This is a genomic window from Bradyrhizobium sp. CAR08 (assembly GCF_052871955.1).
Window position 1 is genome coordinate 428584 of record NZ_JBIXJX010000001.1, and the last position, 24321, is coordinate 452904.

Genomic DNA, 24321 nt, shown 5'->3' on the forward strand with positions numbered 1-24321 from the left:
GGGAGAACATCATGTCGGTCGAGTTCATCGGCTTTATCGCCAACAGCAATGCTTCCGAGACCATCGTACGCCAGGGCCCGGTGCTCGATGCCGCCTATATCGAGACGGTCGCGAAGGCGCATGAGCTCGCGGGTTTCGATCGTGCGCTGCTGGCGTTCCATTCGACCACGCCCGATGCGCTCCAGGTCGCACAGCATGTGCTGACCATCACCAAATCGTTGAAAGTGATGATCGCGCAGCGACCGGGCTTTACCGCGCCGACGCTGCTCGCGCGGCAGCTTGCGACGCTTGACCAACTCTATGGAGGCCGCGTCTCGCTCCACGTCATCACCGGCGGCAATGCAGCCGAGCTCAGGCAGGACGGCAATACGCTCGACGACAAGGACGAGCGTTACGCCCGCACCAGCGAGTTTCTCGACGTGGTGAAGCTGGAATGGACCAGCGAGAAGCCGTTCAACTACAGCGGAAAGTACTACAACGTCGAGAACGGTTTTTCGCAGGTGAAGCCGCTGCAGAAGGCCGGCATCTACACCTTCGTCGGTGGTGGCTCTGACGCTGCGATCGACGTCGCGGGCAAGCATGCCGACACCTTTGCGCTGTGGGGTGAATCCTATGCGCAGGTGCGCGACGTCACCTCGCGGGTTCACAATGCGGCCGTCAGGCAGGGCCGTCGGACGCCGCGCTTCAGCCTCTCGGTGCGGCCGATCATCGCTCCGACCGAGAAGCAGGCCTGGGAAAAGGCGGACGAGATTCTTGCGCGCGCCACCGCGCTCCAGGACAAGACCGGCTATCGCAAGCCCGCCGACGGCCATGCCACCGCTGGCGCGCGGCGTCTGCTCTCGCTCGCCGACCAGGGCAGCCGCATCGACAAGCGGCTGTGGACCGAGATCGCAAAGCTCACCGGCGCCAACAGCAACACCACCGCGCTGGTCGGCACGCCCGAGCAGGTCGCCGAGGTCTTCGGCGACTATTACGACCTCGGCGTCAGCCATTTCCTGATCCGCGGCTTCGATCCGCTTCCCGATGCCATCGAGTATGGCCGTGAGCTGATCCCGCTGACGCGCGAGCTGATCGCCAAGCGCCAGGCTGTTCGCGGCGAGGCGGCGGAATGATCCGTCTCATGCTGGCCGACGCGATAATGTTCGGCTGGTCGCGGACGAGCAGAGCGAAATCGACCTCTACCTTCACTGGGGTCTGATCAAGCAGAAGCTCGAGGCGGCCGAGATCGCTACTGCGCAGAGCCGGGACCCATGCCGCACAGATGCTCCCGGTGAGATAGGCCCCGGCTCAGCAGCGTACCACTGCGTGATGCGCTGCGTCCGGGGCACGAGATCTCAAAAGGCTCTCAAGCATCCGTGAAGCGGGCAGAGCGCATTCCAACCCGGCCGGATTTCGCGATGCGTTTGTTCTGCGTTTCATGCCAGCGACAGCACTCGCATTGCTATTTGCACCAACTCCCTTGCAGCACGCCCGGTGTCCTCAAAAATCATCCAGACGACCACATCGGGAGACCGGCCATGGGCCTGCAAGAAACAAAAATCGAATCGCTTCCCTTCGTCACCGCTGAACTCAATTACCTCGCGCCGGTTTCGGGCAAGCCGCGCACTTACGCCTTCGATCCACCGCCTGGCGAGCCCAAAAGCACGTCATTGCCGGAGCCGCATCAGGTACCGATCTTCGATGCCCGGCTGATCGCACAAAACATCTCGCTCGACCGCGAAGGCTTTGCGCTGGTGCGGCATCCACATCAGGTGAAGGACTTCTCTAATGAGGAGGAAATCAAGGCGGTCTACTATCCCGCCGTCGAGGCCTTCCTGCGCGCAACGCTGAAAGCCGACCGCGTGGTCATCTTCGACCATACCGTGCGTAGGCGCGTCGAGGGTGCCCTCGATATTCGCGACGGTGGCCCGCGTCAGCCGGCAACGCGCGTCCACGTCGATCAGACCGTCGTCTCAGGCGCCAACCGCGTGCGCGAGCATCTGCCCGATGAGGCCGAAGAGCTGCTGAAGGGCCGCGTCCAAGTGATCAATCTGTGGCGGCCGATCCGCGGTCCGTTGCGAGATTCGCCGCTGGCGATGGCCGACGGCACGACGGTTGCGCCCGACGATCTCGTCGCCTCGGATCTGATCTATCCCAACCGTCGCGGCGAAATCTATTCGGTGAAATACAATCCGAACCATCGCTGGTTCTATTTCCCCGAGATGACGGCGGACGAAGCACTGCTGCTCAAGTGCTACGATTCCGCGACCGATGGCCGCACCCGCTTCGGGCCGCACGCCGCGTTCGCCGATCCGACGACGCCGGCCGATGCTGCGCCGCGCGAGAGCATCGAGGTTCGGACGCTCGTGTTCCACAAACAGTAACAAACTGTGATAGCACTGCCGGGCGCGGCCCGGCAGTGGCTCAGGAACCCACGGGAACCGACAAACGTTTGCGCCCGGGGCAGGCCAACCCGGAGGGGTGCCGTGCGAGCGCAGACCACGTTATTTTCTTGCCTTGCTACGTTTTCGCTTTCTGCAGTTTCCTTTGCCCACGCCGAAAGCGGGCTTGCCTCCTATTACGGATACGGAAAAGCCGGGAAAGGCGAGCTGACCTGCGCGCACCGGACGCGTCCGTTCGGAAGCGTGCTGAGGGTGTCCTACGGCAGCCGCTCGATTCAGTGCCGCGTCAACGATCGCGGCCCGTTCATCCGCGGCCGCATCGTCGATCTCTCGGTGCCAGCTGCCAAGGCGCTGGGCATGATGAGCGCCGGCGTGGTGCGGGTCTCGGTGGAATAGACCTGCCAGCGCGCTATAGTGCCGCCCAAAGCGGGGGGCGCTATGGCCAGGATCAGGGTGGGACTTGTCGGCTGCGGCTTCGTGTCGGAGCTGCATATGTATGCGTTCCGGCGCGTCTACGGCGTGGATGTCGAGGTCGCGGCGGTCGCTGCGCGCGGCGACCATGTCGTCGAATTCGCCGGCCGCCACCAGATCCAACGGGTCTATCGCAGCTTCGCCGAGCTGATCGCAGACCGCGAGCTCGATGTCATCGACATCTGCACGCCGCCCAATCTTCATGCGGGGATGATCGTCGCCGCCATGCAGGCCGGCAAGCATGTCATCTGCGAAAAGCCGTTCGCCGGCTATTTCGGCCGCGACGGCGACCGGCAGCCGATCGGCAAGCATGTGCCGAAGGCGCTGATGTATGAGCGCGTGCTGGAGGAGATGGACGCCACGCGTGCCGCGATCGAGCGCACCGGAAAGCTCTTCATGTATGCCGAGGACTGGATCTACGCGCCGGCCGTGACCAAGACCGCGGAGATTCTGAGAGCGACCAAGGACAAAATCCTGTTCATGAAGGGCGAGGAGAGCCATTCCGGCTCGCACGCGGCCCATGCCGCGCAATGGGCGATGACCGGGGGCGGCTCGCTGATCCGGATGGGCTGCCATCCGCTCTCGGCGGTGCTGTATCTCAAGCAGGTCGAGGCCAAGGCGCGCGGTGAAACCATCCGCGTCGCCAGCGTCAGCGGCGACGTCGGCAATGTCACGGCCGTCCTCAAGCCGGAGGAGCGCACCTACATCAAGGCCAATCCTGTCGACGTCGAGGATTGGGGCACGCTGACCGCGACGTTTTCGGACGGCACCAAGGCCACCGTGTTCTCCGGCGACATGATCATGGGCGGCGTGCGCAATCTGATCGAGACCTACACGTCAGGCGGCTCGCTGTTCGCCAACATCACGCCGAATAATCATCTGATGAGTTACCAGACCTCCGAGGAGAAACTCGCCTCCGTCTACATCACCGAGAAGGTCGACCGCAAAACCGGCTGGCAATATGTCTGCCTCGAAGAGGAATGGACGCGCGGCTATCTCCAGGAGATCCAGGACTTCATGGAATGCGCCGCGACGGGACGGCAGCCGCTGTCGGACCTCGCGCTGGCGTACGAGACGACCAAGGTGAACTACGCGGGATACTGGGCGGCGGAGGAGGGACGAAGGGTGGTGATGTAGGGGTCACTGAGCTAGCCGCAGGCACGGTGCCAATCCTTCTCCCCTTGCGGGAGAAGGTGGCATAGGCGGCCTTCGGCCGCCGTTCTCAAGAACGCCGAAGCGTAGCTTCGGCTATAGCGCCGGATGAGGGGTTCTCTCCGCGGTTTAAAATGAGAGAGGTTTGCTCGCGGAGGCAACCCTCACCCGTCTCGCCGTTTCGCGGCGAGCCACTCTCTCCCGCAAGCAAGGGGAAAGGGTGCACCGTCGGCGCGGCGCGTAGCCTCACGTCCCGTAGGTCGAGCCCTTCGGCAGCGGAAACACCGGGTCCCGCGTCCGGATGTTCGTCGGCCACACCACCGAGATGTGTTCGCCGGCATTCTGCATCACCACCGGGGTCGAGCGCTCGTTCTGGCCGGACATCGGCGTGCCCGGCGGGAAGAATTTCACGCCATAGCCCTGGATCGTGCCGCCGGCTGGAATGTCGACGTCGAGCGCGGCCTTGCGAATGGCCTCGGGCTCGAAGCTGCCGTACTTCTCCTTGGCGACCGGCAGCACGTTGTTGAGCAAGATCCAGGTCTGGTTGAAACCCATCGAGCAATGCGGCGGCACGTCGGTGGCGCTGGTCTTGGCCTGGTAGCGCGAGACCATGGTCTTGGTCAGGTCGCCGATTCCAGGCGCGAGCTTGGAGGCATCGAGCAGTTGCGCCGGCACCGGATCGATGTTGCAGAAATTGTCGATGTCGGGGCCGAAGGTCGCGCGCAGCTTGTCGAGCTGGCTGTAGCCGGCGCCCGCGCCGAACAGCATCTTGAAGCGCAATCCGCTCTCGCGGGCCTGGCGCAGGAACAGGGTGATGTCGGGGTTGTAGCCGGCGTGCGAGATCACATCGACCTTGGCGCGCTTGAGCTTGGTCACGAGCACCGAGAGATCGGGCGCGGAAGCCGAATAGCCTTCGCGCATCACCACCTGGATGCCCGCCTGCTTGGCATAGGCCTCGTCGGCCGCCGCGACGCCGACGCCGTAAGGGCCGTCCTCGTGGATCAGCGCGACCTTGACGTCCTTCGGGTCCATGCCGAGCTTGCCTTGCGCGTGCTCGGCGACGAAGCCCGCGAAGGCCTGGCCGTACTGATCGGAATGGATCTGCGCGCGAAACACATATTGCAGGTTCTTGTCCTTGAACACGGCGGTCGAGACCGCGGTGGTGATCCAGAGGATCTTCTTCTGCTGCTCGACCTTCGCCGCCATCGGCACCGCATGCGCGCTGGAATAGACGCCGTTGATGATGTCGATCTTTTCCTGGCTGATCAGCCGCTCGGCCTCGTTGATGGCGACGTCGGCCTTGCTCTGAGAGTCCGCCGCGACCGGCACGATCTTGGTCTTGCCGCCGATGCCGCCCTTTTCGTTGACGAGGTCGATGGCGATCTGCGCGCCGACCGACGAGGCGACCGAGCCGCCGGCGGCGAACGGACCGGTGAGGTCGTAGATCAAGCCGATGCGCAAATTCTCGGCTTGCGCCTGGGCCCGTGTCCAATCGAGGCTGAGTGCGGCGGCGGCAGCCGCCGAGCTCTTCAGCAGCTGCCTGCGTGAAGTGGGCATCCTATCCTCCCTCAAAGATCGTCTTATGATTTGGTCTTGTTAGTCTTTTTCGAAGTATGGGGAGCGGGGCGGCGGAAAGTCAACATGGCGAAAGTCGGGGTCCGGTCTCCGCGACGCAGAACGCAATTGCGAAATGGGTGATGAGCGCGCCCGTTACTGTTTCAAGCGACGGGCGAGATAGCCGGCGGTCTTCCCGCCGGCCTTGGCCACCTCGCGCGGTGTCCCTGACGCAACAATGCGGCCGCCTTCCTCGCCGGCGCCGGGACCGAGGTCGATGATCCAGTCGCTATGAGAGACGACATCCATGTCGTGCTCGACCACGACCACGCTGTTGCCGGCGTCCACGATGCGCTCGAGTTGGGCGATCAGCCGCTCGACGTCACTGGGATGAAGACCGGTGGTCGGCTCGTCCAGGACATAGAGCGTGTGACCGCGTTGCGGCCGCATGAGCTCGGTCGCAAGCTTGATGCGCTGGGCTTCCCCGCCCGACAATTCGGTGGCGGACTGACCGAGACGAATATAGCCGAGCCCGACCTCGCGGACGACCGATAGCGACCGGTTGAGGGTTGGATCTTCGTGGAAGAATTCGAAGGCTTCGTCGACGCGCATCGCCAGCACATCCGCGATGGATTTTCCACGGATCTTCACCTCCAGTGTCTTGTCATTGTAACGCGCGCCCTTGCAGGTCGGGCAGGGCGCATAGACGCTGGGAAGAAACAGAAGCTCGACGCAGACAAATCCTTCGCCTTCGCAGGTGCTGCATCGGCCCTTCGCGACATTGAAGGAAAAGCGCCCGGCATCGTAGCGGCGGGACTTTGCCTGCGGCGTCACGGCCAACAGCTTCCGGACGTGGTCGAACAGGCCGGTATAGGTTGCAAGGTTGGATCGCGGCGTGCGGCCGATCGGCCTCTGATCCACCACGACGAGACGATCGACCTGGTCGAGGCCGGCGACGATCTCGCCGCCCAATGTCTCGACCGTGGGTGCCAGGCTATCCTCGTCCGCGTCCGCAGCCCGTGCATGGCCGAGATGCTCCGCCATGGCATCGACGAGGAATTGGCTGATCAGGCTCGATTTGCCGGAGCCCGACACGCCGGTCACGCTGGCGAGAACGCCGAGCGGGATATCGACGTCGAGGCCGCGGAGATTATTCCGGGTCACACCCCGGACTTTCAGATGCGCCTTCGGCTGGCGGCGGACCATCGGCAGCGGCTTTCGTGGATGCGCGAGATAATGGGCGGTTCGCGATTGCGCGACCTGCCCGAGTCCTGAGGGCGGTCCGCTATAGAGGATGTTCCCGCCGCCTTCGCCGGCATCAGGCCCGACATCCACCAGCCAGTCGGCATGCTTGATCACCTCGATCTCGTGCTCGACCACGAAGATCGAATTGCCCGCGTGTTTCAGCCGGTCCAGCGCCCGCAGCAGCGCCTCGGTGTCGGCGGGATGCAGACCTGCCGACGGTTCGTCGAGCACATAGACGACGCCGAACAGGTTGGAGCGAACCTGGGTCGCAAGCCGCAGCCGCTGCAACTCGCCGGGCGACAGCGTTGGCGTGCTGCGCTCGCAAGCGAGATAGCCGAGGCCGAGGTCGAGCAGGACGGCCAGCCGCGCCGACAGATCCTCGCAGATGCGCCTGGCGACGATGGTTTTCTCCGATGCTCCGACGGTCGAAGTCTCCGCGAAAGGGTTCATCACCTCCTGCAGCTTCTCGAGCGGCAGATGAGACATCTCGGCGATATCAAGTCCGGCGAATTTGACCTTGAGTGCCTCGGGCTTCAATCGCGTGCCATGGCAGGTCGGGCAGTCCTGGGTGATCATGAATTGCGCGACGCGGCGCTTCATCATCGCACTCTCGGACTTGGCAAAGGTCTGCATCACGTAGCGCTTGGCGCCGGTGAACGTGCCCTGATAGCTCGGCTCCTCCTTGCGGCGCAGGGCCCGTTTGACCTCGGCCAAGTCGTAACCGGCATAGACCGGAACGGTCGGCTGCTCCTCCGTGAACAGGATCCAGTCGCGGTCCTTCCTGGGCAGCTCACGCCAGGGCTTGTCCACGTCGTAGCCCAGCGTGGTCAGGATGTCCCGGAGGTTCTGCCCCTGCCAGGCACTCGGCCACGCCGCGACGGCGCGCTCGCGAATGGTGAGGGTGTCGTCGGGCACCATGGACTTCTCGGTGACGTCGAGCATCCTGCCGATACCGTGACAGGTCGGGCAGGCTCCTTCCGGCGTGTTCGGCGAGAACGATTCCGCATAGAGCATCCTTTGTCCGCGCGGGTATTCGCCGGCACGGGAATAGAGCATCCTGAGCAGGTTCGAGATGGTCGTCACGCTGCCCACGGACGACCTCGTCGTCGGCGCGCCGCGCTGCTGCTGGAGCGCTACGGCGGGCGGCAGGCCTTCGATGTCGTCCACCTCAGGGATCTGCATCTGGTGGAAGAGGCGCCGCGCGTAAGGCGACACCGATTCCAGATATCGCCGTTGCGCCTCGGCGTAGACCGTTCCGAAGGCGAGCGAGGATTTTCCGGAGCCCGACACGCCGGTGAACACGACGAGGGCGTTGCGCGGAATACTGACGTCGACGTTCCTGAGATTGTGCTCACGCGCGCCCCGCACGCGAACGAAGCCGTCATCCTGCATCAGGTCATCGGGGTGTCTTGATCGGTCGTCCATCTCGCTGCTCCGGCCCACGCATGGGAGATAACGGCAGGATCGCAGGATGGGTCCACAGATGCCAGCGCATCGGTTGCGTTCTGCACAAAGCGAAGGCCCGCCGCGATTGAAGCGACGGGCCATGCAAGGGCGATGGGGCGCTCGGGACGGGCCCCTGGTGCCCAGCCCGGCGTGTTACTGCGACAGCTTCACGAAGCTCGGAAACTTCAGCTTGCCCTCCGCGATCTTCTCGGGCCAGACCACGACCTGCTTGGAGTCCTGCCACTGGAAGACCAGACCGGATACGGTCGTGGGACCCGACTTGATGCCGTGGGTGAACTCGTCGTCCTTGCCGTAGAACTGGATGCGGCCGATCGTACCCTCGTAGTCGGTCTTTTCAAGCTCAGCGACCATCTTGTCCGGATCGGTCGAGCCGGCGCGCTTGATCGCCTCCGTGATGAAGTAGACCTCGTCATAGGCGGTGTAGCCGGTGTAGGCCGGCGGCGAGCCGAACTTGGCCTTGAAGGCGGCCGCGAACGGTTTCGTCTTGGAGGTGACGGCGACGTCGGGCGTTGCGACCGCCAGCGACGGGACGCCGTCGGCGGCGCCATTGGTGTCCTTCCAGAAGGTCGGGCTCAGCGCCTGCGCGCTGATGCCGAACATCGGGACCGGCACCTGCTGGTTCTTCCACTGCACCGTCGGCTGCACGCCGACATGCGAGATGCCGGTGACGATCACGTCCGGCTTCTTGGCCTCGATATTGTTGAAGATCGGCGTGAAGTCGGTGGTATCGGGCGAGAACCGCACGTGCTCGACGACCTTGAGGCCTGCTTTCGGAAGACAGGCTTCGTAGCCGACGTCGAGCGGCTTGGTCCAGGCGGCGTCCTCGCTCATGATCGCGGCCGTCTTGAACTTGAGCTTGTCGACCAGCAGATCCTTGGCGGCGTCGCAGACGAGCTGCGCTTGTGCGGCCGAGGTCAGATAGCCGTGGAAGGTGTATTTGTTCTTTTCGTAGTCGTTATGGATCGCCTTGGTGATCTCGTTCGAGGCGGCGCCGGGGGTGATCAGCGGCATCTTCAGCCGCGCTGCCCAGGGCTCGAGCGCCAGCACGACCTCGCTGATATAGCTCGCGATCACGGCGGAGACCTTGTCCTCGCTCACCGCGCGCTGGAACGCGCGCACCGAGTCCGCCGAGGAGCTCTTGTTGTCGTAGGTCACGATCTCGATCTTGCGGCCGAGAATGCCACCCTTGGCGTTGATCTCGTCGGCGGCGATCTGCGCGCCGCCGGGCGTCGCGGCACCAGCGATCGACTGCACCTCGGCGATGACGCCGATCTTGATAGGATCGTTCGACTGCGCATAGGCGGGAGCAGCAAGGCACAGCGCCAGCGCGGAGGCGAGGAGGAAGCTGCCGCTCAAACTCTTCGATGGTCGCATGGTCGTTTCCTTTTGCTTGTTTTGTTGTTGGTATGGGCGAACTAGAGAAAATCGGCGCCAGCCTCCGCGGCGAAGCGGCCCGGATCGCCCTCCCAGACGATCCTTGCATGCTCGAGCACATAGACGCGGTCGGCATGCGGAAGCGCGAAGGTCACGTTCTGCTCGCCGAGCAACACCGTGATCGATGTCGTCTGCCGCAGCCTGGTTAGGGCCTTGGACAGGAGTTCGAGGATGACGGGGGCGAGGCCCAGCGTCGGCTCGTCCAGGATCAGGATCTGCGGCTGCATCATCAGCGCGCGGCCGATCGCAAGCATCTGCTGCTCGCCGCCGGAGAGCGTTTGCGCCATCTGGCCCTGACGCTCTTTCAGGATCGGGAATAGCTCGAACAGCCAGGCGAGCTGTGCCGCGCGCTTGTCGTCGGCCAGATGTTGCCCGCCAAGGTCGAGATTTTCGCGTACCGACATCTCGCCGAACAGCTCGCGCGATTCCGGGCACTGCACGAGGCCGCTGCGGGCGATCTTCGCCGGTGTCGTGCCGCGCAGCTTCTCGCCGTTGCGCACGATCTCGCCGCTGTAGGGCAGGAAGCCCGAGATGGTGTTGAACAATGTGGTCTTGCCGGCGCCGTTGAGACCGACGATCGAGACGAACTCGCCCTCATGGACGTGGATCGAGACGTTCTCCAGCGCCTGCGCCTTGCCGTAGAACACGCTGACATTCTCGACCTGGAGCAGCGGCACCTTGTCCTTGAAGCTGGTCTCGGGCCGCGCATGGGTCTCGATGGCGCCGCCGAGATAGACCCGCCGCACCGTCTCGTTCTTCATGACGTCCTCGGCCTTGCCGGTGACGATCTCCTCGCCGAGATACATCGCGAGCACGCGGTCGACCAGCGCCGCGACGCTCTTGACGTTGTGGTCGACCAGCATCACCGCGCGGCCCTCGTCGCGGAAACTGCGAATCAGGTCGGAAAACATTTCGACCTCGGCCCGCGTCAGCCCGGCAAAGGGCTCGTCCACCAGCACGACCTTGGGATCGCGCGCGATAGCCTTTGCCAGCTCGAGCCGGCGCAGGTCGGCGAAGGGCAGCGTCGGCGGGCGGCGGTTCATCACGTTGCCGAGCCCGACGCGATCGGCGATCCATTTGGCGCGCTCGAGCAGCGCCTTGTCCGGAAACAGCATGAACAGGCTGTCCGGCAGCAGCGCGACCATGATGTTCTCCAGCACAGTCTGCCGGTTCAGCGGTCGCGAATGCTGGAACACCATGCCAAAGCCCTTGCGCGCGATCTTGTGCGCCGGCAAGCCCGCGACGTTCTCGCCCTCGAATACGACTTCGCCTGATGTCGGGCGTTCGATGCCCATGACGCTCTTCATCGCGGTCGATTTGCCCGAGCCGTTCGGGCCGATCAGGCCAAAGATCTCGCCGCTATTGACCTCGAAGCCCAGGTTCTTCACCGCCGTCAATCCGCCGAAGCGCTTGGTCAGGCCGCGGACTTCGAGCACGGCCCGGTTTGAAGATCGCATATCCATCACGAGCGCGCCTCACGCGAGAGGGCCGCTCCGAGGAAGCCGCCGGGGAAGAACAGCACGACGAGCAGCGCGACGGCCGAGACGATGAAGGTCGCAAGCTCGCCGGTGGGCCTGAGGAACTCGCCGGCGACGATCAGGAAGATCGCGCCCAGCGCCGCGCCAAGCACGGTACGCCGGCCGCCGAGCACGGCCGAGACGATCACGTTGACGCCGACCGCGACGTCGACGACGGTGCCGACCGAGGCGGTGCCGAAATAGAACACCAGCAGCGCGCCTGATAACCCTGAGAAGAACGCGCTGACGATGAAGGCGGCGAGCTTGTGCTTGACGATGTTGAAGCCGAGCGCGCCGGCCTGCACCGGATCCTGACCGCTGGCTTGCAGCACCAAGCCAACAGGTGATTGCGACAGGCCATAAAGAATGGCCGCCGAGATCGTCATAAAGCCAAGCGCGATCCAGTAATTGACGCCGGCGTTGATCGAGATGACGTCGGGAATGGTCAGCCCGATCTCGCCACCGGTGAGGTCGGCAAACACCACGATGAAATTCTGCAGCATCAGCACCGCGACCAGCGTGGTCAGGCCGAAATACGGTCCGCGCACCCGAAGCGCCGGCAGCGCCAGCACGAGGCCGGCGATGACGGAGGCGAGCGCGCCGAGCACGATGCAAGCGTAAACTGACCAGCCGAACTGGGCATTCAGGATGCCGGCGGTGTAGGCGCCGACGCCGATCAGGAAGGTCGGCCCGAAATTGACCTCGCCGGCGAAGCCGAACAGCAGGTCCCACGCCATTGCGAACACGCCGAAATAGAAGGCGACGGTGAGAAGCCCGAGCACGTAGCCGGAGACGTAGAGCGGCAGCGTCGCCGCGATGACGACGAGCGCGAATGAGATGAAGAACAGGCGTGTCGTAAAGAAGCTGGCCATCTCAGCGCCTCCCCAGAAGGCCCTGGGGCCGGATGTACATCACGAACACGAGCAGCAGCAGCGCCGGAATGGTGCGGTAGGCCGGCGAGACCAGATAGGCCGTGAGCGTTTCGAGGTAGCCGACCACGAAGGCTGCGATCAGCGAGCCGGAGACGCTGCCGAGGCCGCCGAGCACGACGATCGAGAACGCGCTCGCGGTCAGCGGTCCGACGCTGTAGGAGCTGACGCCGAGAAACATTCCGAGCAGCACGCCGGCGATACCGGCGAGGATGCCGTAGATCGCCCACACCACGACGTAGATGTTGGTGAGCTCGAGGCCGAGCAGGGTGACGCCGCGTGGGTTCATCGAGGCCGCCAGCACCGCCTTGCCGGTGCGGGTGCGGTTCACCAGGAGCCACAACAGAGCGATGACGAAGCAGCACACGATCGCGGTAAAGATCTCGTTCCTGGGCGTGCGGACGCCGAGAATCTCGACCACGCCCTCGACGATCGGCAGTACGGTCTTGGCGTTGTTGGTGAACAAATAAGCGATCACCTCCTGGATCATGATCCCCCATAGCAGCGTGCCGGTGAGGACGAAGATCTCCTTCTCTTCATTCGGGATGCGCCGGGAATCCTGGATCGGCTTCACCACCGCGAAATAGGTCGCAAAGGATGTAAGGAGGGCGACACCGACGCCGATCAGTGCGCCGGCATAGGTGCCGACATTCAGGATGCTGGCGGCGGCCCAGGCCGCTACCGCTGCAGCCACCATGATGGCCCCGTGGGAGAGGTTGAGGACACCGGAGACGCCGAAGATCAGCGTGAAGCCGGTGGCACCGAGAGCATAGAGAGCGCTGATGGCAAAGCCATCGATCAGAATCTGGAAAGCACGCATCTAGGGTTGGCAATCCGATTTATGAGAGACGATGTTGCTGGAGCAACGTGCTGCGGGGGCCGCATGTGGAAGCTCCCGGGAGCTGGTCCCGGGAGCGTGTCCTGCTAGTTCGAGAGCTTGATGAAGCTCGGGAACTTGACGTCGACCTTGGCGACTTCCTTGGGCCAGACCGCGCTCTGCTTGCCGTCCTGCCATTGCAGCATCAGCCCGGTGATCAGGCCCTTGCCGTATTTGATCGAGTGCGTGAACGGATCGTCCTTGCCGTAGAACTGGACACGGCCGATCGTGCCTTCCCAGTCGGTCGTCTCCAGAGCGGCGACCAGCTTGTCGGCGTCGGTCGAGCCCGCGCGCTTCACCGCATCGGCGATGTAGTAGACCTCGTCATAGGCGGTGTAGCCGGCATAGGAGGGATAGTTGCCGAACTTCTTCTTGAAGGCTTCGGCGAACGGCACTGATTTCGGCGTCACCGCGACGCCTGGGCCGGAGACGCCCTGGTAGAGTACGCCCTCGGCCGCCTGATTGGTGTCCTTGCCGAAGGTCTCGTTGGTGGCCTGCGAGGAGATGCCGAACATCGGGATCGGCACCTGCTGGTTCTTCCACTGCACCGTCGGCTGCACGCCGACATGGGAGATCCCGGTGATGATCACGTCGGGCTTGGAGCCTTCGATCTTGTTGAAGATCGGCGTGAAGTCGGTGGTATCGGGCGAGAAGCGGATGTGGTCGAGCACCTTCAGCCCGATCTTGGGCAGGCATTCCTCGTAGCCGATGTCGAGCGGCTTGGTCCAGGCGGCGTCCTCGCTCATGATGACCGCGGTCTTCATGTGCATCTTGTCGACCAGCAGGTCCTTGGCGCCGTCGCAGACGGAAAGCGCCAGCGCGGCGGAGGTCAGATAGCCGTGGAAGGTGTACTTGTTCTTCTCGTAGTCGGCATGGACGCTCTTGCTGATCTCGTTGGAGGCGGCACCGGGCGTGACGAACGGCGTCTTCAGCCGCGAGGCCCAGGGCTCCAGTGCCAGCACGACTTCGCTGATGTAGCTGGCGATGACCGCATTGACCTTGTCCTCGTTCACCGCGCGCTGGAAGGCGCGCACTGAATCTGCCGAGGAGGAATGATTGTCGTAAGAGACGATCTCGATCTTGCGGCCGTCGACGCCGCCATTGGCGTTGATCTCGTCGGCGGCGAGCTGTGCCGCCTGGGGGATGGAGGCGCCGGCAATCGCCTGCGCTTCCGCGATCACGCCGATCCTGATCGGGTCGGCCGCAAGCGCCGCGCCTGAGCTCATCAACACAGCGGCCGCGGCGGTACCGAGTGCTATTCGCAACGCAACAGAGAGCGGTTTCTTCATCTTGTTCTCTCCCTTAACAGGCCTCTTATGAGCCATTATGCCGCGACTATACCGGCGGAGACATTCTCGGCAAGTGAAACCGCGTTCAGGATTGTGAGGCACGAACTAAAGTCTAGCGCTGGGCAATAGCGGGCAGGAAAGCTGTCGGACCCGTTTCACGCGCAGGCATGCAGATTTCGTCGGTAGGCATGCGCAGCTATCGCGGGCGCACAGCAACCGGAACGCTGAATTGCGATGCCGTCGCGTCGGCTCAGCGCGCTTGCAGCAGCGATGGATCGAGCGGCGCGAGCCGGGCCGGATCGAATGGCGAGATGTCGACGTTGCGCGTCGCACCTTCCGCGATCAATTGCGCCATGGCCTCGCCCGTGGCGGGCGCATTCAGGATGCCCCATACATTGTGCCCGGTCGCAACATACAGACCTTCACTTTGCGGCACCTTGCCGATCAGCGGCAGGCCGTCCTGTGTCACCGGCCGGAAGCAGGCTTGCCGCGCAATGATCCTCTCGGAGCGGAACAGGGGCGACAGCCGCTCGGACATGGTTTGCAGGCGCGCGATCGCGTCGTGGTCCGGCGTCACGGCAGCCGGATCCAGCGGAAGCGGCGCGATGTCGGAGAGAGCGGTGATATGCGTGCTGCCGTCGGCGCGAGGGAAGACCTCGATCGACACGGCACTGCCATTCTCTTCATATTCCAGGAACAGCGCATCGGCCGGCACATCCGTGTCGGTGTCGTACACGATGCTCGGGCTGCGCTGGCCGTAGACGGCGGGCAGACTCATCCATTGCGCGGCGAGCAGCGACCATGGTCCCATCGCGATCACGACGGCGTCCGCCTCGACGATGCGGCCGTCGACCTCGACGCCTGTCGCGGTCGTGCCGCCCGCATCGCGCATGATGCCGGTCACCTGGCCGGTGCGAAGCTCGGCGCCTAGCGCGATCGCCGCGTTCATCACGGCTACGGTGAATTTTTTGGGGTGAACGATCGCGGTGGTCTCCATCGTGCCGATGCGCTGGGCGATGATGACGCCGTTGCCCAGCCAGCCGAGCGCGGACGGTGCATGCCGGCGCGGATGGCCGTCGGCGGCAACGGAGCCGCTATAGGCGGTCATCGGGCGATAGCCCCAATCGCCGGCGATCTGTTCCGGCAGTTGCGCATGGATCGCGAAGCTCCGTCGCGCCAGCGCATCGAGCGGCGAGCCCTCGCACCAGTCGCGCGCGAGGAAGCCGCCCGCCTTGCCTGACGCCGCGGCCGCGACGCCCGCCCGCTCCACGACGACGATTTCGATGCCACGGCGGCGGAGAAACCAGGCGATGCAGGCGCCGATCACGCCGCCGCCGCAGATCACAACGCGCATGAATGCTCCCTTACACAATGAAATCCTTCGCATGGAGATCCGCGGTATGGATTCCCGCCAGCGTAATCGTATCGGTCGCCGTCAGGTGGATCACCGCGTTTCCTGTGCTGTCATCGCTGATCAGGCTTTTCAGCGCCGCCCAGTCTGCGAAGCCGTAATCGTGCAAATTGATCAAATCATGCTCTCGCGCCGTGCTGCCGACAGCCTTGTTGCCCTGGTCGAAATCGTTGATCACGTCTAGGCCCGAATTTTTGTCGAAGACGAATCTGTCGTCGTTCGGTCCGCCCCAGAGCTGGTCATTTCCGCCACCGCCATTCAACATGTCCTTGCCGCCGGTGATCGAGCCGGCTGTGAACGGAGCGTAGGTCTGTGCGTCGCCATACAGGAAATCGTCGCGGCTGCTGCCGAGGAGGATATCATCTCCGCCATGCGCATTGCCTGACATGTTCGAGGCGTCTCCGACGAGCACGATGGACGTGGAGTCCGGGTTGCCGTCGACGGTCGCGATCAGGATATCGTTGCCGCCACGGGTATCGTCGCTCATGTAGCCGGCGTCTCCGACCAGAGACGCGCCGCCGGATCGGGCTGGGGCACCGACGGTGTAGATGAGCATGTCGTTGCCGCCGTGCGCATCGCCGCTCATGGAGACGAGAGCATCGCCGGAGATTGAAGCGCCGCCGTAACTGCCGACCTGGGTCACGCTGAGGATATCATTGCCGCCACGCGCGTGATCGCTCATGGAACTGCCGGAATCTCCGCCGAACGTGCCGGACGATCTGTTTCCCATCGATGCAATGACGACGTCATTGCCGCCCCCCGTGTCGGCTGACATGGCGGTTTCGGCATCGCCAAAAATGCCGAGAGTCGCGTAGATCGATGTCGATGCATCGACGTGAAGCACATCGTTGCCGCCATGGGCGTCGCCGGACATCGCCTGCGCATCGCCGTCCAGGAACACGTAGTCCCCGAAGCCTGTGACGGTCGCGGCGAGATGGTCGCCTCCTCCGTGAGAATGTCCTTGGAGGGTCTGGTCGTCGCCAACGAATATCAGGACCGCGTTGCCACCGTCGACGGTCGCGATCATCCTGTCGCTGCCGCCGCGGCCTCCGTTCGGAAGGCCCGGGTCTCCGAACTCCGTCACGAATTGCTGGTTCCCCACGCTGACGATGATGGTGTCGTTCGGCATACGGCGCATCGCGCAACTCCCGGTTCAAGTCGGGCGCGAGAACGAAGAGCATCATGCCTTTGCACCGCGCTGCGGCCTTGCCGCGCGATTCAATCTTCGTTGGATTAATGGCGGAGATTTGCCCGCGGCGTAATTTGATTGCGATCAGGGAACCGCGGGCGCCGGCGATCCACGCCGACGCCCGTGCTTGCGATCTTGCGCGCGGGCTCAGCCCGGTCCGGCGCCTTGCGTGGCCGTGTACACCGCATAGAGCGATTGGCTCGCCGCCATGAACAGGCGATTGCGCTTGGGGCCGCCGAAGCAGACGTTGCCGCACACTTCGGGCAACCGGATGCGGCCGAGCAGCTTGCCCTCCGGCGACCACGTCGTCACGCCGCTGTAGCCGACGGCGCGGCCGGCATTGCTGGAGGCCCAGACATTGCCGTTGACGTCGCAGCGCACGCCGTCCGGTCCGCACTTCACACCGTCAATCACGCACTCGCTGAACCGCTTGTGGTTGGTGAGCTTGTTGTCGGCGCCGACGTCGAACACGAATATTTCGCCCTTGCCGCCGGGGCCGGTGTCGCCGGGTCCCTTGCCAGTCGAGACGACGTAGAGCTTCTTGAAGTCCGGCGAGAAGCACAGCCCGTTGGGATCGGGCACCTGCTCCTCGGTGACGACGAGATCGACACGGCCGCTAGGGTCGATGCGATAGCAATTGGTCGGAAGCTCGCGCTTGCCCGGTGCGAAGCCGGCCGGCTGTCCAATCCGAGGATTGAGCTTGCCGCCGGAATTGCTCGGACCGCCCGCGGCATCGGGCTCACCTTCGTAGAGCTGGCCGCCATAGGGCGGATCGGTGAACCAGTAGCTGCCGTCAGGATGCGCGACGACGTCGTTCGGCGAGTTCAGCTTCTTGCCGTTGTAATTGTCGCAAAGCACGGTCGCGGTGCCGTCATGTTCATAACGCGTCACCCGCCGGGTCAAATGTTCGCAGGAAAGTTGACGGCCCTGGAAATCGAACGAGTTGCCGTTGGAATTGTTGGACGGCGAGCGGAACACGCTGACGCGACCGTCGTCTTCGCTCCAGCGCATCTGCCTGTTGTTGGGAATGTCGCTCCAGAGCAGATAGCGGCCCTGTGCACTCCACGCCGGGCCTTCAGCCCACAGCAAACCCGTATAGAGACGCTTGATCGCAGTGTTGGGCTGCGCGAGATCGTTGAAGGACGGATCGACTGTGACGACATCGGGGTCCCAGAAATAGGTGGTCGGCGCGCCGTTGGGACCGAAATCGCGTGGCGGGGTGGTAATCGTCGTCGGCGGCGCGGCTGGTCCGGTCTGGGCCAGCGCGGAGCCGGCGCCGGCAAAAGTGGCGGCGCCGAGCGCAAACCCCTGAACGAGCGTTCGTCGTGAAAGCGCAGCATCCTGGTCACGCTGCTTTTGGCGTGTCATCGCGTCCTCCCGGTCATGTTCGGCTAGCCGGTTGATCCGGCCGAGCAGGGCAAGGTTAGTCCGGTCCGATGACGGTTGCGAGGGGGAGGTACGCATCCTCAGCGAGATCGGGGCGGCAAAGCGCTGCAACGTCGAACATGGAAACGACAAATTCATCAGGCGTGACGGGGTTTACCGGAGCTGTCTTCGGGACATTGCCAAGCAGGGGAATGTCAAGCCTTGACCTCCTGCGCGATGCTGGCAGAACGTCATTCGGGGCGTAAGTCGGAGTTTACTGTGGTCGCTGTCGTCGTACTGGTTTTGCTGCTCGGGATTGCATTTGCGGCCGGCTATTTCACCCGCGACTACGTCTCCCGAAAAAGACGAGCCGAGGCGCGCCGCTGGCGTGAGTACAGCGAGCCGGATTGGCTCAGTGCCAACGCACCAGCCAACACCAACGATATCGCGATCGCTGGCACGGCTACGCCGGTTGCCACCAGCGAGCTCGGTCAGATGCTGAACCGCTGGGAGAGCAGGGCTCGCGCTCGCCGCTCGGCATAGCTTGACCGCCTTGCCGGCGTTCGGTCGGCCAAACAATTGGCACCGGTCACGCATCCGGCGCTGCGATCATGTCAGCCCTTCTGTCCATCTTTTGGCGTTGCGGTTGCTGCCATTTCTCGTCTAGAAACGACGCATCGAGCCTCCCGGCAACCAACCGTCAACGGTTTTGACCGAGGATTTGAGGGCTCAAAGGGTCCGGTAATGCTGATTCGCGGCCAAATCGATGGGATTTCGGGGGAGGTGGCTCTTGCCGCCGCCGCGATCCCGGCCGCGCTGCTGCCCACCCTCCTGATTGGCGGGCTTCTTCTTACTTGCCCCTGAGGGCCGGCTGGGCGCCATGCGCCTGGGCGCTCAGGGGTTGGTCGAGATCACCGGACACCTCAAGCGCCCAGAAGACTGACGGCGCAAAAAGCTCAAAAGGAAATTCAAATGGCCCCCGTGAACAAGTCCGATAAGGACCGCGTCATCATTTTCGACACCACCCTGCGCGACGGCGAGCAGTGCCCCGGCGCCACCATGACCTTCGAGGAGAAGCTCGAGGTCGCCGAGATGCTGGACGATATGGGCGTCGACGTCATCGAGGCCGGCTTCCCCATCACCTCCGAAGGCGACTTCCAGGCGGTCAGCGAGATCGCCCGCCGCTCCAAGAACGCCGTCATCGCCGGTCTGTCGCGTGCCCATCCGGCCGACATCGACCGCTGCGCAGAAGCGGTGAAATTCGCCAAGCGTGGCCGCGTCCACACCGTGATCGCGACGTCGCCGCTGCATATGCGGGTGAAGCTGAACAAGACCCCGGAGCAGGTGCTCGAGACCTCGGTGGCCATGGTCGCGCGTGCCCGCAACCAGATCGACGACGTCGAATGGTCGGCCGAAGACGGCACTCGCAGCGAGATGGACTATCTGTGCCGCATCGTCGAAGCCGTCATCAAGGCCGGCGCCACCACGGTGAACATTCCTGATACCGTCGGTTACACCACGCCCGACGAATACACCCACTTCATGAAGACGCTGATCGAGCGCGTGCCGAACTCGGACAAGGCGGTGTTCTCCGTGCACTGCCATAACGACCTCGGCATGGCGGTGGCGAACTCGCTGGCAGGCGTCATTGGCGGCGCGCGCCAGGTCGAGTGCACCATCAACGGCATCGGCGAGCGTGCCGGCAACGCCGCGCTGGAAGAGATCGTGATGGCGATCAACGTGCGCAACGACAAATTCCCTTTCTGGAATAAGATCGACACGACGCAGCTGACCCGCGCCTCGAAGGTGGTGTCGGCGGCGACCTCGTTCCCGGTGCAGTACAACAAGGCCATCGTCGGCCGCAACGCGTTCGCGCATGAGAGCGGCATCCATCAGGATGGCGTGCTGAAGGACGCTTCCACTTACGAGATCATGCGGCCCGAGATGGTCGGCCTCAAGCAGTCCTCGCTGGTGCTGGGCAAGCATTCCGGCCGCCACGCCTTCGTGCACAAGCTGGAGGAGATGGGCTACAAGCTCGGTCCGAACCAGCTGGAAGATGCGTTCACGCGGATGAAGGCGCTGGCCGACCGCAAGAAGGACATCTACGACGAGGACATCGAGGCGCTGGTCGACGAGGAGATGGCGGCTTCGCACGACCGCATCAAGCTGACCTCGCTGACCGTGATCGCCGGTACCCATGGCCCGCAGCGCGCGACGATGAAGCTCGATGTCGACGGCCAGATCAAGATCGAGGAGGCCGAAGGCAACGGGCCGGTCGATGCCGTGTTCAACTGCATCAAGCGCCTGGTGCCGCACGAAGCCAAGCTCGAGCTGTACCAGGTCCACGCCGTGACCCAAGGCACCGACGCGCAGGCCGAAGTCTCGGTGCGGCTGTCGCACGAGGGACGCGCGATGACCGCGCGCGCGGCGGATCCGGATACGCTGGTGGCCTCAGCAAAGGCCTATCTCGGCGCGCTCAACAAGATCGTCATGAAACGCCAGCGCGACACCGTAACGACCGCGGCGGCGAGCTGAGGTTGCTACTACCGCCTCTTCCGGAAGCGGGAGAGGCGGTGCTTGCGGCGTTCACCATGAATGGCTGCCCTGCTAACGACCAATAGCAGCTGGTGATGTCGACCTGTATTGATGCTGACGGCATAGGCCACCCGCGCGCCCGGTGGCCCAAATAACAACAGGGAGAGATTATGCGCACCTTCGCGATCGCTGCGTCCATCGCGGTCCTGGCACTTGGCTTGACCGGGCCGGCATCGGCCCAGTCGCCCATCATCATCAAGTTCAGCCACGTGGTGGCCACCGACACGCCGAAGGGCAAGGCGTCGGAGAAATTCAAGGAGCTCGCCGAGAAGTACACCGGCGGCAAGGTCAAGGTCGAGATCTACCCGAACTCGACGCTTTACAAGGACAAGGAAGAACTCGAGGCGCTCCAGCTCGGCAGCGTGCAGATGCTGGCGCCGTCCAATTCCAAGTTCGGCCCGCTCGGCATCCGCGAGTTCGAGGTATTCGATCTCCCCTACATCCTGCCTGATCTGAAGACGCTGCGGAAGGTGACGGAAGGTCCGCTCGGTGCCAGGCTGCTCAAGCTGCTCGAACCGAAGGGCATCACCGGCCTCGCCTATTGGGACAACGGCTTCAAGCAGATGAGCGCCAACAAGAAGCTGGTGACGCCGGCCGACTATCAGGGCGTCAAGTTCCGCATCCAGTCCTCGCGCGTGCTCCAGGCCCAGTTCAAGGCGCTCGGCTCGCTGCCGCAGGTGATGGCGTTCGGCGAAGTCTACCAGGCGCTGCAGACCGGCGTCGTCGACGGGCAGGAGAACACCTGGTCGAACATCTATACCCAGAAGATGCACGAGGTGCAGAAGTACATCACCGAGAGCAACCACGGCTACATCGGCTACGTCGTGATCGTGAACAAGAAGTTCTGGGACGATTTGCCGGCCGACATCCGCGACCAGCTGACGAAGGCGATGAAGGAAGCGACCGACTTCAACAATACGCAGTCGCAGAAGGAGAACGAGGACGCGCTCGCCGAGATCAGGAAGAGCGGCAAGAGCGAGATCATCAAGCTCACGCCGGAGCAGGACGAGGCGATGCGCAAGGCCATGGAGCCGGTCTACAAGGACGCCGCAGGCCGCGTCGGCCAGCCGCTGATCGACGAATTCCAGAAGGAAGCGAAGAGCACGACGAACTGATTTGAACGGATGATGAATGGGGGCTTCCGTGCCGGGCGCGGAAGCCCCTTTTTGTTGCGAATGATTTCCGATTGCGACTGAACTAAAATTCAGGAGCGTTACATCTTGGAAAGGACGCGCTCCCTGTCCAAGTTGTAAGTTGCGCGCAAGCCGCGCTGCGCTCATCCTCACGACATCCTTCCAGAGGAGAGTTCGCATGAGGAAATTCACCATCGCCGCCATCGCCGTGCTCAGCATCGCCGGCTCGGGCGCGGTCTATGCCCAGTATCATCGCCCGTGGATGCACGAGCACATGCGCCACATCCGCATGAACCCGGAAGACCGCGCCGCCATGGCCGACGCGCGGATCGCTGCCGTCCATGCCGGGCTGAAGCTCAACGCCGACCAGGAAAAGCTGTGGCCGCCGGTCGAGGCCGCCGTGCGCGACTTCGCCAAGCTGCGCATCGACCGCGCCAATGCGCGGATGAATGCCGGCGCCGGCGATGCCGGCAAGGACGCTAACAAGGACGCCGTCAGGCCGGAGGATCCGGTCGCCCGCCTGCGTCAGCGCGCCGAGGACATGGGGGCAACGTCGGCGGCCCTGAAGAAGATCGCCGATGCCGCCGATCCGCTCTACAAGACCCTCGACGAGGGCCAGAAGCGGCGCCTCGCCGTGCTGACCCGCCACCGCGGCCCGTTCGGTGGCGGCGAAGACGGCCCGCGCCGCCACTTCATGGAACGTGGCATGGACCGCATGATGGAGCGCGGCATGGACCACTTCCACCGTGACCGTTTCGACCGCGACGATGGCCCGGACCGGGACCGCGAGGGCCGGCTCTGAGCCTGCAAGCGTTGCCCCGATCAACCCTGGCGAAGCCGCTGGAATCCAGCGGCTTTTCGCTTTTTTGGGGGATGTGGGCAAACCCTTGGCAAAGCCTTGGCATACCCTTGGAAAACTTACGAGCCATCGCTTGCCAGACCCGGATCGCTTTGCTAAACGACCGGCCTCGCAAGGCTTTAACCGCCTTTCGGGCGCATAGCTCAGTTGGTAGAGCAGCTGACTCTTAATCAGCGGGTCCCAGGTTCGAGCCCTGGTGCGCCCACCATATAATTCAAACACTTAGCGGGCTGAGCAAACGGCAAAACCAGCGCCGTTTACACCACCGTTTACAGTTTTGTTCTCGCTTCGAGCTTCACCACCGCAGCTTCAGCGAGCTGAATGTCGCGACCGAGGTAGTGCGCATCGAGAATGGCCTCGACGTCTTTCAACGAATGACCTGTGACGGCTGCGATCTGTGGCACGCTGGCGCCTGCGATTGCGAGGCGCACCACTGCCGTGCCGCGCAGGTCGTGAAAGGTCAGTTCACCGATACCGGCGCGCTCACATGCCCTTCCCCAGGACGTGCGAAAGCCGTCCGACGTCCATGGCCGACCGAGCGTGTTGGTCAGGATCAGGGGGCCTCGGCGCTCGGTGATATCGAGAAGGGTTCGCAAAGGCGCGCCGGCTGGCATCGCGACGCGCCGCCCGCCTTTAGACTGGCGCAGGCGAATGTAGGGGTTCTCGTAGGCGGACCAGGGCAGTCGCAGCAAGTCGCCTTGGCGCTGGCCACTCCACAACGCCAGGACTAAGGCGGGCTCGATCCCGCTAGAGGCGATCGCAAGAACCGCTGCGATGTCCTGCTCGGTCCAAATCTTGTCTCTGCGGTCTGCTACGTAGAGGCGGCCCCCGCGCTCGCATGGGTTGGTCGCGATGATGCCGCGGTCTTTTGCGAACGACATGATCCGCGCCAACGTGGTCCAGGCGTAGTCCGCCTTACGTGGTGTCTCGGCGAACAGGTCGCGCCAGGCCTTGAACTCACCACGCACTCGACGATCGGCCAGAGCTGCCACCGGCAGGTCGCCGAATTCATCTTCGATCAGCTTAATGTAGGCGAGGTACGCACGACGGGTCGATGCCGCTAGTCCGGTGAACTCTGGTGCGGCCTTGTACTGCGCAACGATCGTCATGAAGGTGCCGGCGCGGGGCTGCCGAAGGCTCGCATGCGCATCGTGATACTCTCGAACGAAGTCTGGCGCACCGGGCTGCGCATGGATGGCGGGGCCCCCACGCCATGCGTAGCAATGTACTTTCGTCTCGCCATTTGCGAGCCGTCTCTTGACCTTATGAATTCCTTTCAGAACGACGCGCACGGTTCATCCTCCATTCGTCCAAGGCCGCACCCTCTGTCTCGCAGTTTTTGGCGTCGCCTACGCCGCTCAGGGTCTGTCGCTCGGCACGGATATGCTGGGCCCATTTCCTCTGCGAGGAACTGGAGCCTTACTTTGGCTACGACAACACCACTAGGGCGACC

The 24321-nt window shown here is 63.7% G+C and carries 19 protein-coding genes and 1 tRNA gene; 9 read left to right on the forward strand and 11 right to left on the reverse strand.

Annotated features, from left to right (window positions below; all coding sequences use genetic code 11):
• Positions 1-11: 11 nt before the first annotated feature.
• From ACIPUD_RS01995 to ACIPUD_RS02010, 4 genes are all read left to right on the forward strand, one after another.
• The gene (locus tag ACIPUD_RS01995; protein ID WP_085360719.1) at positions 12-1112 is read left to right on the forward strand and encodes an LLM class flavin-dependent oxidoreductase; all 1101 of its coding nucleotides are present in this window, start codon (positions 12-14) and stop codon (positions 1110-1112) included.
• A gap of 405 nt (positions 1113-1517) precedes the next feature.
• Positions 1518-2363 carry a CmcJ/NvfI family oxidoreductase gene (locus tag ACIPUD_RS02000; RefSeq protein ID WP_085350225.1) on the forward strand — a complete coding sequence of 282 codons (846 nt, stop codon included), beginning with the start codon at positions 1518-1520 and terminating at the stop codon, positions 2361-2363.
• A 102-nt stretch (positions 2364-2465) separates the two neighbouring features.
• A complete protein-coding gene (locus tag ACIPUD_RS02005; RefSeq protein WP_085350223.1) occupies positions 2466-2777 on the forward strand; it encodes a septal ring lytic transglycosylase RlpA family protein in 312 nt (103 codons plus the stop codon).
• Between the two features lie 42 nt (positions 2778-2819).
• Entirely contained in the window at positions 2820-3989 is a 1170-nt protein-coding gene (locus ACIPUD_RS02010; RefSeq protein ID WP_446480038.1) for a Gfo/Idh/MocA family protein, read from the forward strand.
• Between the two features lie 261 nt (positions 3990-4250).
• Here ACIPUD_RS02010 and ACIPUD_RS02015 read toward each other — a convergent pair whose 3' ends face one another.
• The 10 genes from ACIPUD_RS02015 to ACIPUD_RS02060 form a co-directional block, all read right to left on the reverse strand.
• Positions 4251-5561: an ABC transporter substrate-binding protein gene (locus ACIPUD_RS02015; RefSeq protein WP_018457488.1), complete on the reverse strand. Its 1311-nt coding sequence runs from the start codon at positions 5559-5561 to the stop codon at positions 4251-4253.
• A gap of 153 nt (positions 5562-5714) precedes the next feature.
• Positions 5715-8228, reverse strand: coding sequence for an excinuclease ABC subunit UvrA (gene uvrA / locus ACIPUD_RS02020; RefSeq protein ID WP_446480039.1), 2514 nt, complete (start codon positions 8226-8228; stop codon positions 5715-5717).
• A gap of 174 nt (positions 8229-8402) precedes the next feature.
• Entirely contained in the window at positions 8403-9644 is a 1242-nt protein-coding gene (locus ACIPUD_RS02025) for an ABC transporter substrate-binding protein (RefSeq protein WP_085350217.1), read from the reverse strand.
• 41 nt (positions 9645-9685) lie between these two features.
• A complete protein-coding gene (locus tag ACIPUD_RS02030) occupies positions 9686-11167 on the reverse strand; it encodes an ATP-binding cassette domain-containing protein (protein ID WP_026233383.1) in 1482 nt (493 codons plus the stop codon).
• The gene (locus ACIPUD_RS02035) at positions 11167-12093 is read right to left on the reverse strand and encodes a branched-chain amino acid ABC transporter permease (RefSeq protein ID WP_018457492.1); all 927 of its coding nucleotides are present in this window, start codon (positions 12091-12093) and stop codon (positions 11167-11169) included. The genes ACIPUD_RS02030 and ACIPUD_RS02035 overlap by 1 nt, the downstream gene beginning before the upstream one ends.
• 1 nt (position 12094) lies before the next feature.
• Entirely contained in the window at positions 12095-12970 is an 876-nt protein-coding gene (locus ACIPUD_RS02040) for a branched-chain amino acid ABC transporter permease (protein WP_018457493.1), read from the reverse strand.
• 104 nt (positions 12971-13074) lie between these two features.
• Positions 13075-14316, reverse strand: coding sequence for an ABC transporter substrate-binding protein (locus ACIPUD_RS02045; RefSeq protein WP_085350214.1), 1242 nt, complete (start codon positions 14314-14316; stop codon positions 13075-13077).
• Positions 14317-14566: 250 nt separating this feature from the next.
• Positions 14567-15670 carry an NAD(P)/FAD-dependent oxidoreductase gene (locus tag ACIPUD_RS02050; RefSeq protein WP_085350213.1) on the reverse strand — a complete coding sequence of 368 codons (1104 nt, stop codon included), beginning with the start codon at positions 15668-15670 and terminating at the stop codon, positions 14567-14569.
• Positions 15671-15680: 10 nt separating this feature from the next.
• Complete coding sequence (locus tag ACIPUD_RS02055; RefSeq protein ID WP_085350212.1) at positions 15681-16865, reverse strand: calcium-binding protein; 1185 nt, start codon at positions 16863-16865, stop codon at positions 15681-15683.
• 198 nt (positions 16866-17063) lie between these two features.
• On the reverse strand, positions 17064-18284 hold the full coding sequence (locus tag ACIPUD_RS02060) for an SMP-30/gluconolactonase/LRE family protein (protein WP_085350211.1): 1221 nt from the start codon (positions 18282-18284) through the stop codon (positions 17064-17066).
• 276 nt (positions 18285-18560) lie between these two features.
• Between ACIPUD_RS02060 and ACIPUD_RS02065 the strand changes: the two genes are divergently transcribed.
• From ACIPUD_RS02065 to ACIPUD_RS02085, 5 genes are all read left to right on the forward strand, one after another.
• Positions 18561-18824 (forward strand): hypothetical protein, encoded by a 264-nt coding sequence (locus ACIPUD_RS02065; RefSeq protein WP_018457498.1) that lies wholly within the window; start codon positions 18561-18563, stop codon positions 18822-18824.
• Positions 18825-19253: 429 nt separating this feature from the next.
• On the forward strand, positions 19254-20816 hold the full coding sequence (locus tag ACIPUD_RS02070) for a 2-isopropylmalate synthase (RefSeq protein WP_018457500.1): 1563 nt from the start codon (positions 19254-19256) through the stop codon (positions 20814-20816).
• Between the two features lie 170 nt (positions 20817-20986).
• On the forward strand, positions 20987-21991 hold the full coding sequence (locus tag ACIPUD_RS02075) for a TRAP transporter substrate-binding protein (RefSeq protein ID WP_085350209.1): 1005 nt from the start codon (positions 20987-20989) through the stop codon (positions 21989-21991).
• A gap of 196 nt (positions 21992-22187) precedes the next feature.
• A complete protein-coding gene (locus tag ACIPUD_RS02080; protein ID WP_085350207.1) occupies positions 22188-22811 on the forward strand; it encodes a Spy/CpxP family protein refolding chaperone in 624 nt (207 codons plus the stop codon).
• Positions 22812-23000: 189 nt separating this feature from the next.
• Positions 23001-23076, forward strand: a tRNA-Lys gene (locus tag ACIPUD_RS02085).
• A gap of 61 nt (positions 23077-23137) precedes the next feature.
• On the opposite strand, the gene ACIPUD_RS02090 is transcribed toward ACIPUD_RS02085, so the two are convergent.
• Complete coding sequence (locus ACIPUD_RS02090; RefSeq protein WP_446480040.1) at positions 23138-24160, reverse strand: tyrosine-type recombinase/integrase; 1023 nt, start codon at positions 24158-24160, stop codon at positions 23138-23140.
• Positions 24161-24321 lie beyond the last annotated feature (161 nt).

Coding starts and splice junctions, on each gene's coding strand:
- ACIPUD_RS01995 (WP_085360719.1), top strand. CDS start 12: ATGTCGGTCGAGTTCATCGGCTTTATCGCCAACAGCAATGCTTCCGAG.
- ACIPUD_RS02000 (WP_085350225.1), top strand. CDS start 1,518: ATGGGCCTGCAAGAAACAAAAATCGAATCGCTTCCCTTCGTCACCGCT.
- ACIPUD_RS02010 (WP_446480038.1), top strand. CDS start 2,820: ATGGCCAGGATCAGGGTGGGACTTGTCGGCTGCGGCTTCGTGTCGGAG.
- ACIPUD_RS02015 (WP_018457488.1), bottom strand. CDS start 5,561: ATGCCCACTTCACGCAGGCAGCTGCTGAAGAGCTCGGCGGCTGCCGCC.
- uvrA (WP_446480039.1), bottom strand. CDS start 8,228: ATGGACGACCGATCAAGACACCCCGATGACCTGATGCAGGATGACGGC.
- ACIPUD_RS02025 (WP_085350217.1), bottom strand. CDS start 9,644: ATGCGACCATCGAAGAGTTTGAGCGGCAGCTTCCTCCTCGCCTCCGCG.
- ACIPUD_RS02030 (WP_026233383.1), bottom strand. CDS start 11,167: ATGGATATGCGATCTTCAAACCGGGCCGTGCTCGAAGTCCGCGGCCTG.
- ACIPUD_RS02035 (WP_018457492.1), bottom strand. CDS start 12,093: ATGGCCAGCTTCTTTACGACACGCCTGTTCTTCATCTCATTCGCGCTC.
- ACIPUD_RS02040 (WP_018457493.1), bottom strand. CDS start 12,970: ATGCGTGCTTTCCAGATTCTGATCGATGGCTTTGCCATCAGCGCTCTC.
- ACIPUD_RS02045 (WP_085350214.1), bottom strand. CDS start 14,316: ATGAAGAAACCGCTCTCTGTTGCGTTGCGAATAGCACTCGGTACCGCC.
- ACIPUD_RS02050 (WP_085350213.1), bottom strand. CDS start 15,670: ATGCGCGTTGTGATCTGCGGCGGCGGCGTGATCGGCGCCTGCATCGCC.
- ACIPUD_RS02055 (WP_085350212.1), bottom strand. CDS start 16,865: ATGCGCCGTATGCCGAACGACACCATCATCGTCAGCGTGGGGAACCAG.
- ACIPUD_RS02060 (WP_085350211.1), bottom strand. CDS start 18,284: ATGACACGCCAAAAGCAGCGTGACCAGGATGCTGCGCTTTCACGACGA.
- ACIPUD_RS02070 (WP_018457500.1), top strand. CDS start 19,254: ATGGCCCCCGTGAACAAGTCCGATAAGGACCGCGTCATCATTTTCGAC.
- ACIPUD_RS02075 (WP_085350209.1), top strand. CDS start 20,987: ATGCGCACCTTCGCGATCGCTGCGTCCATCGCGGTCCTGGCACTTGGC.
- ACIPUD_RS02080 (WP_085350207.1), top strand. CDS start 22,188: ATGAGGAAATTCACCATCGCCGCCATCGCCGTGCTCAGCATCGCCGGC.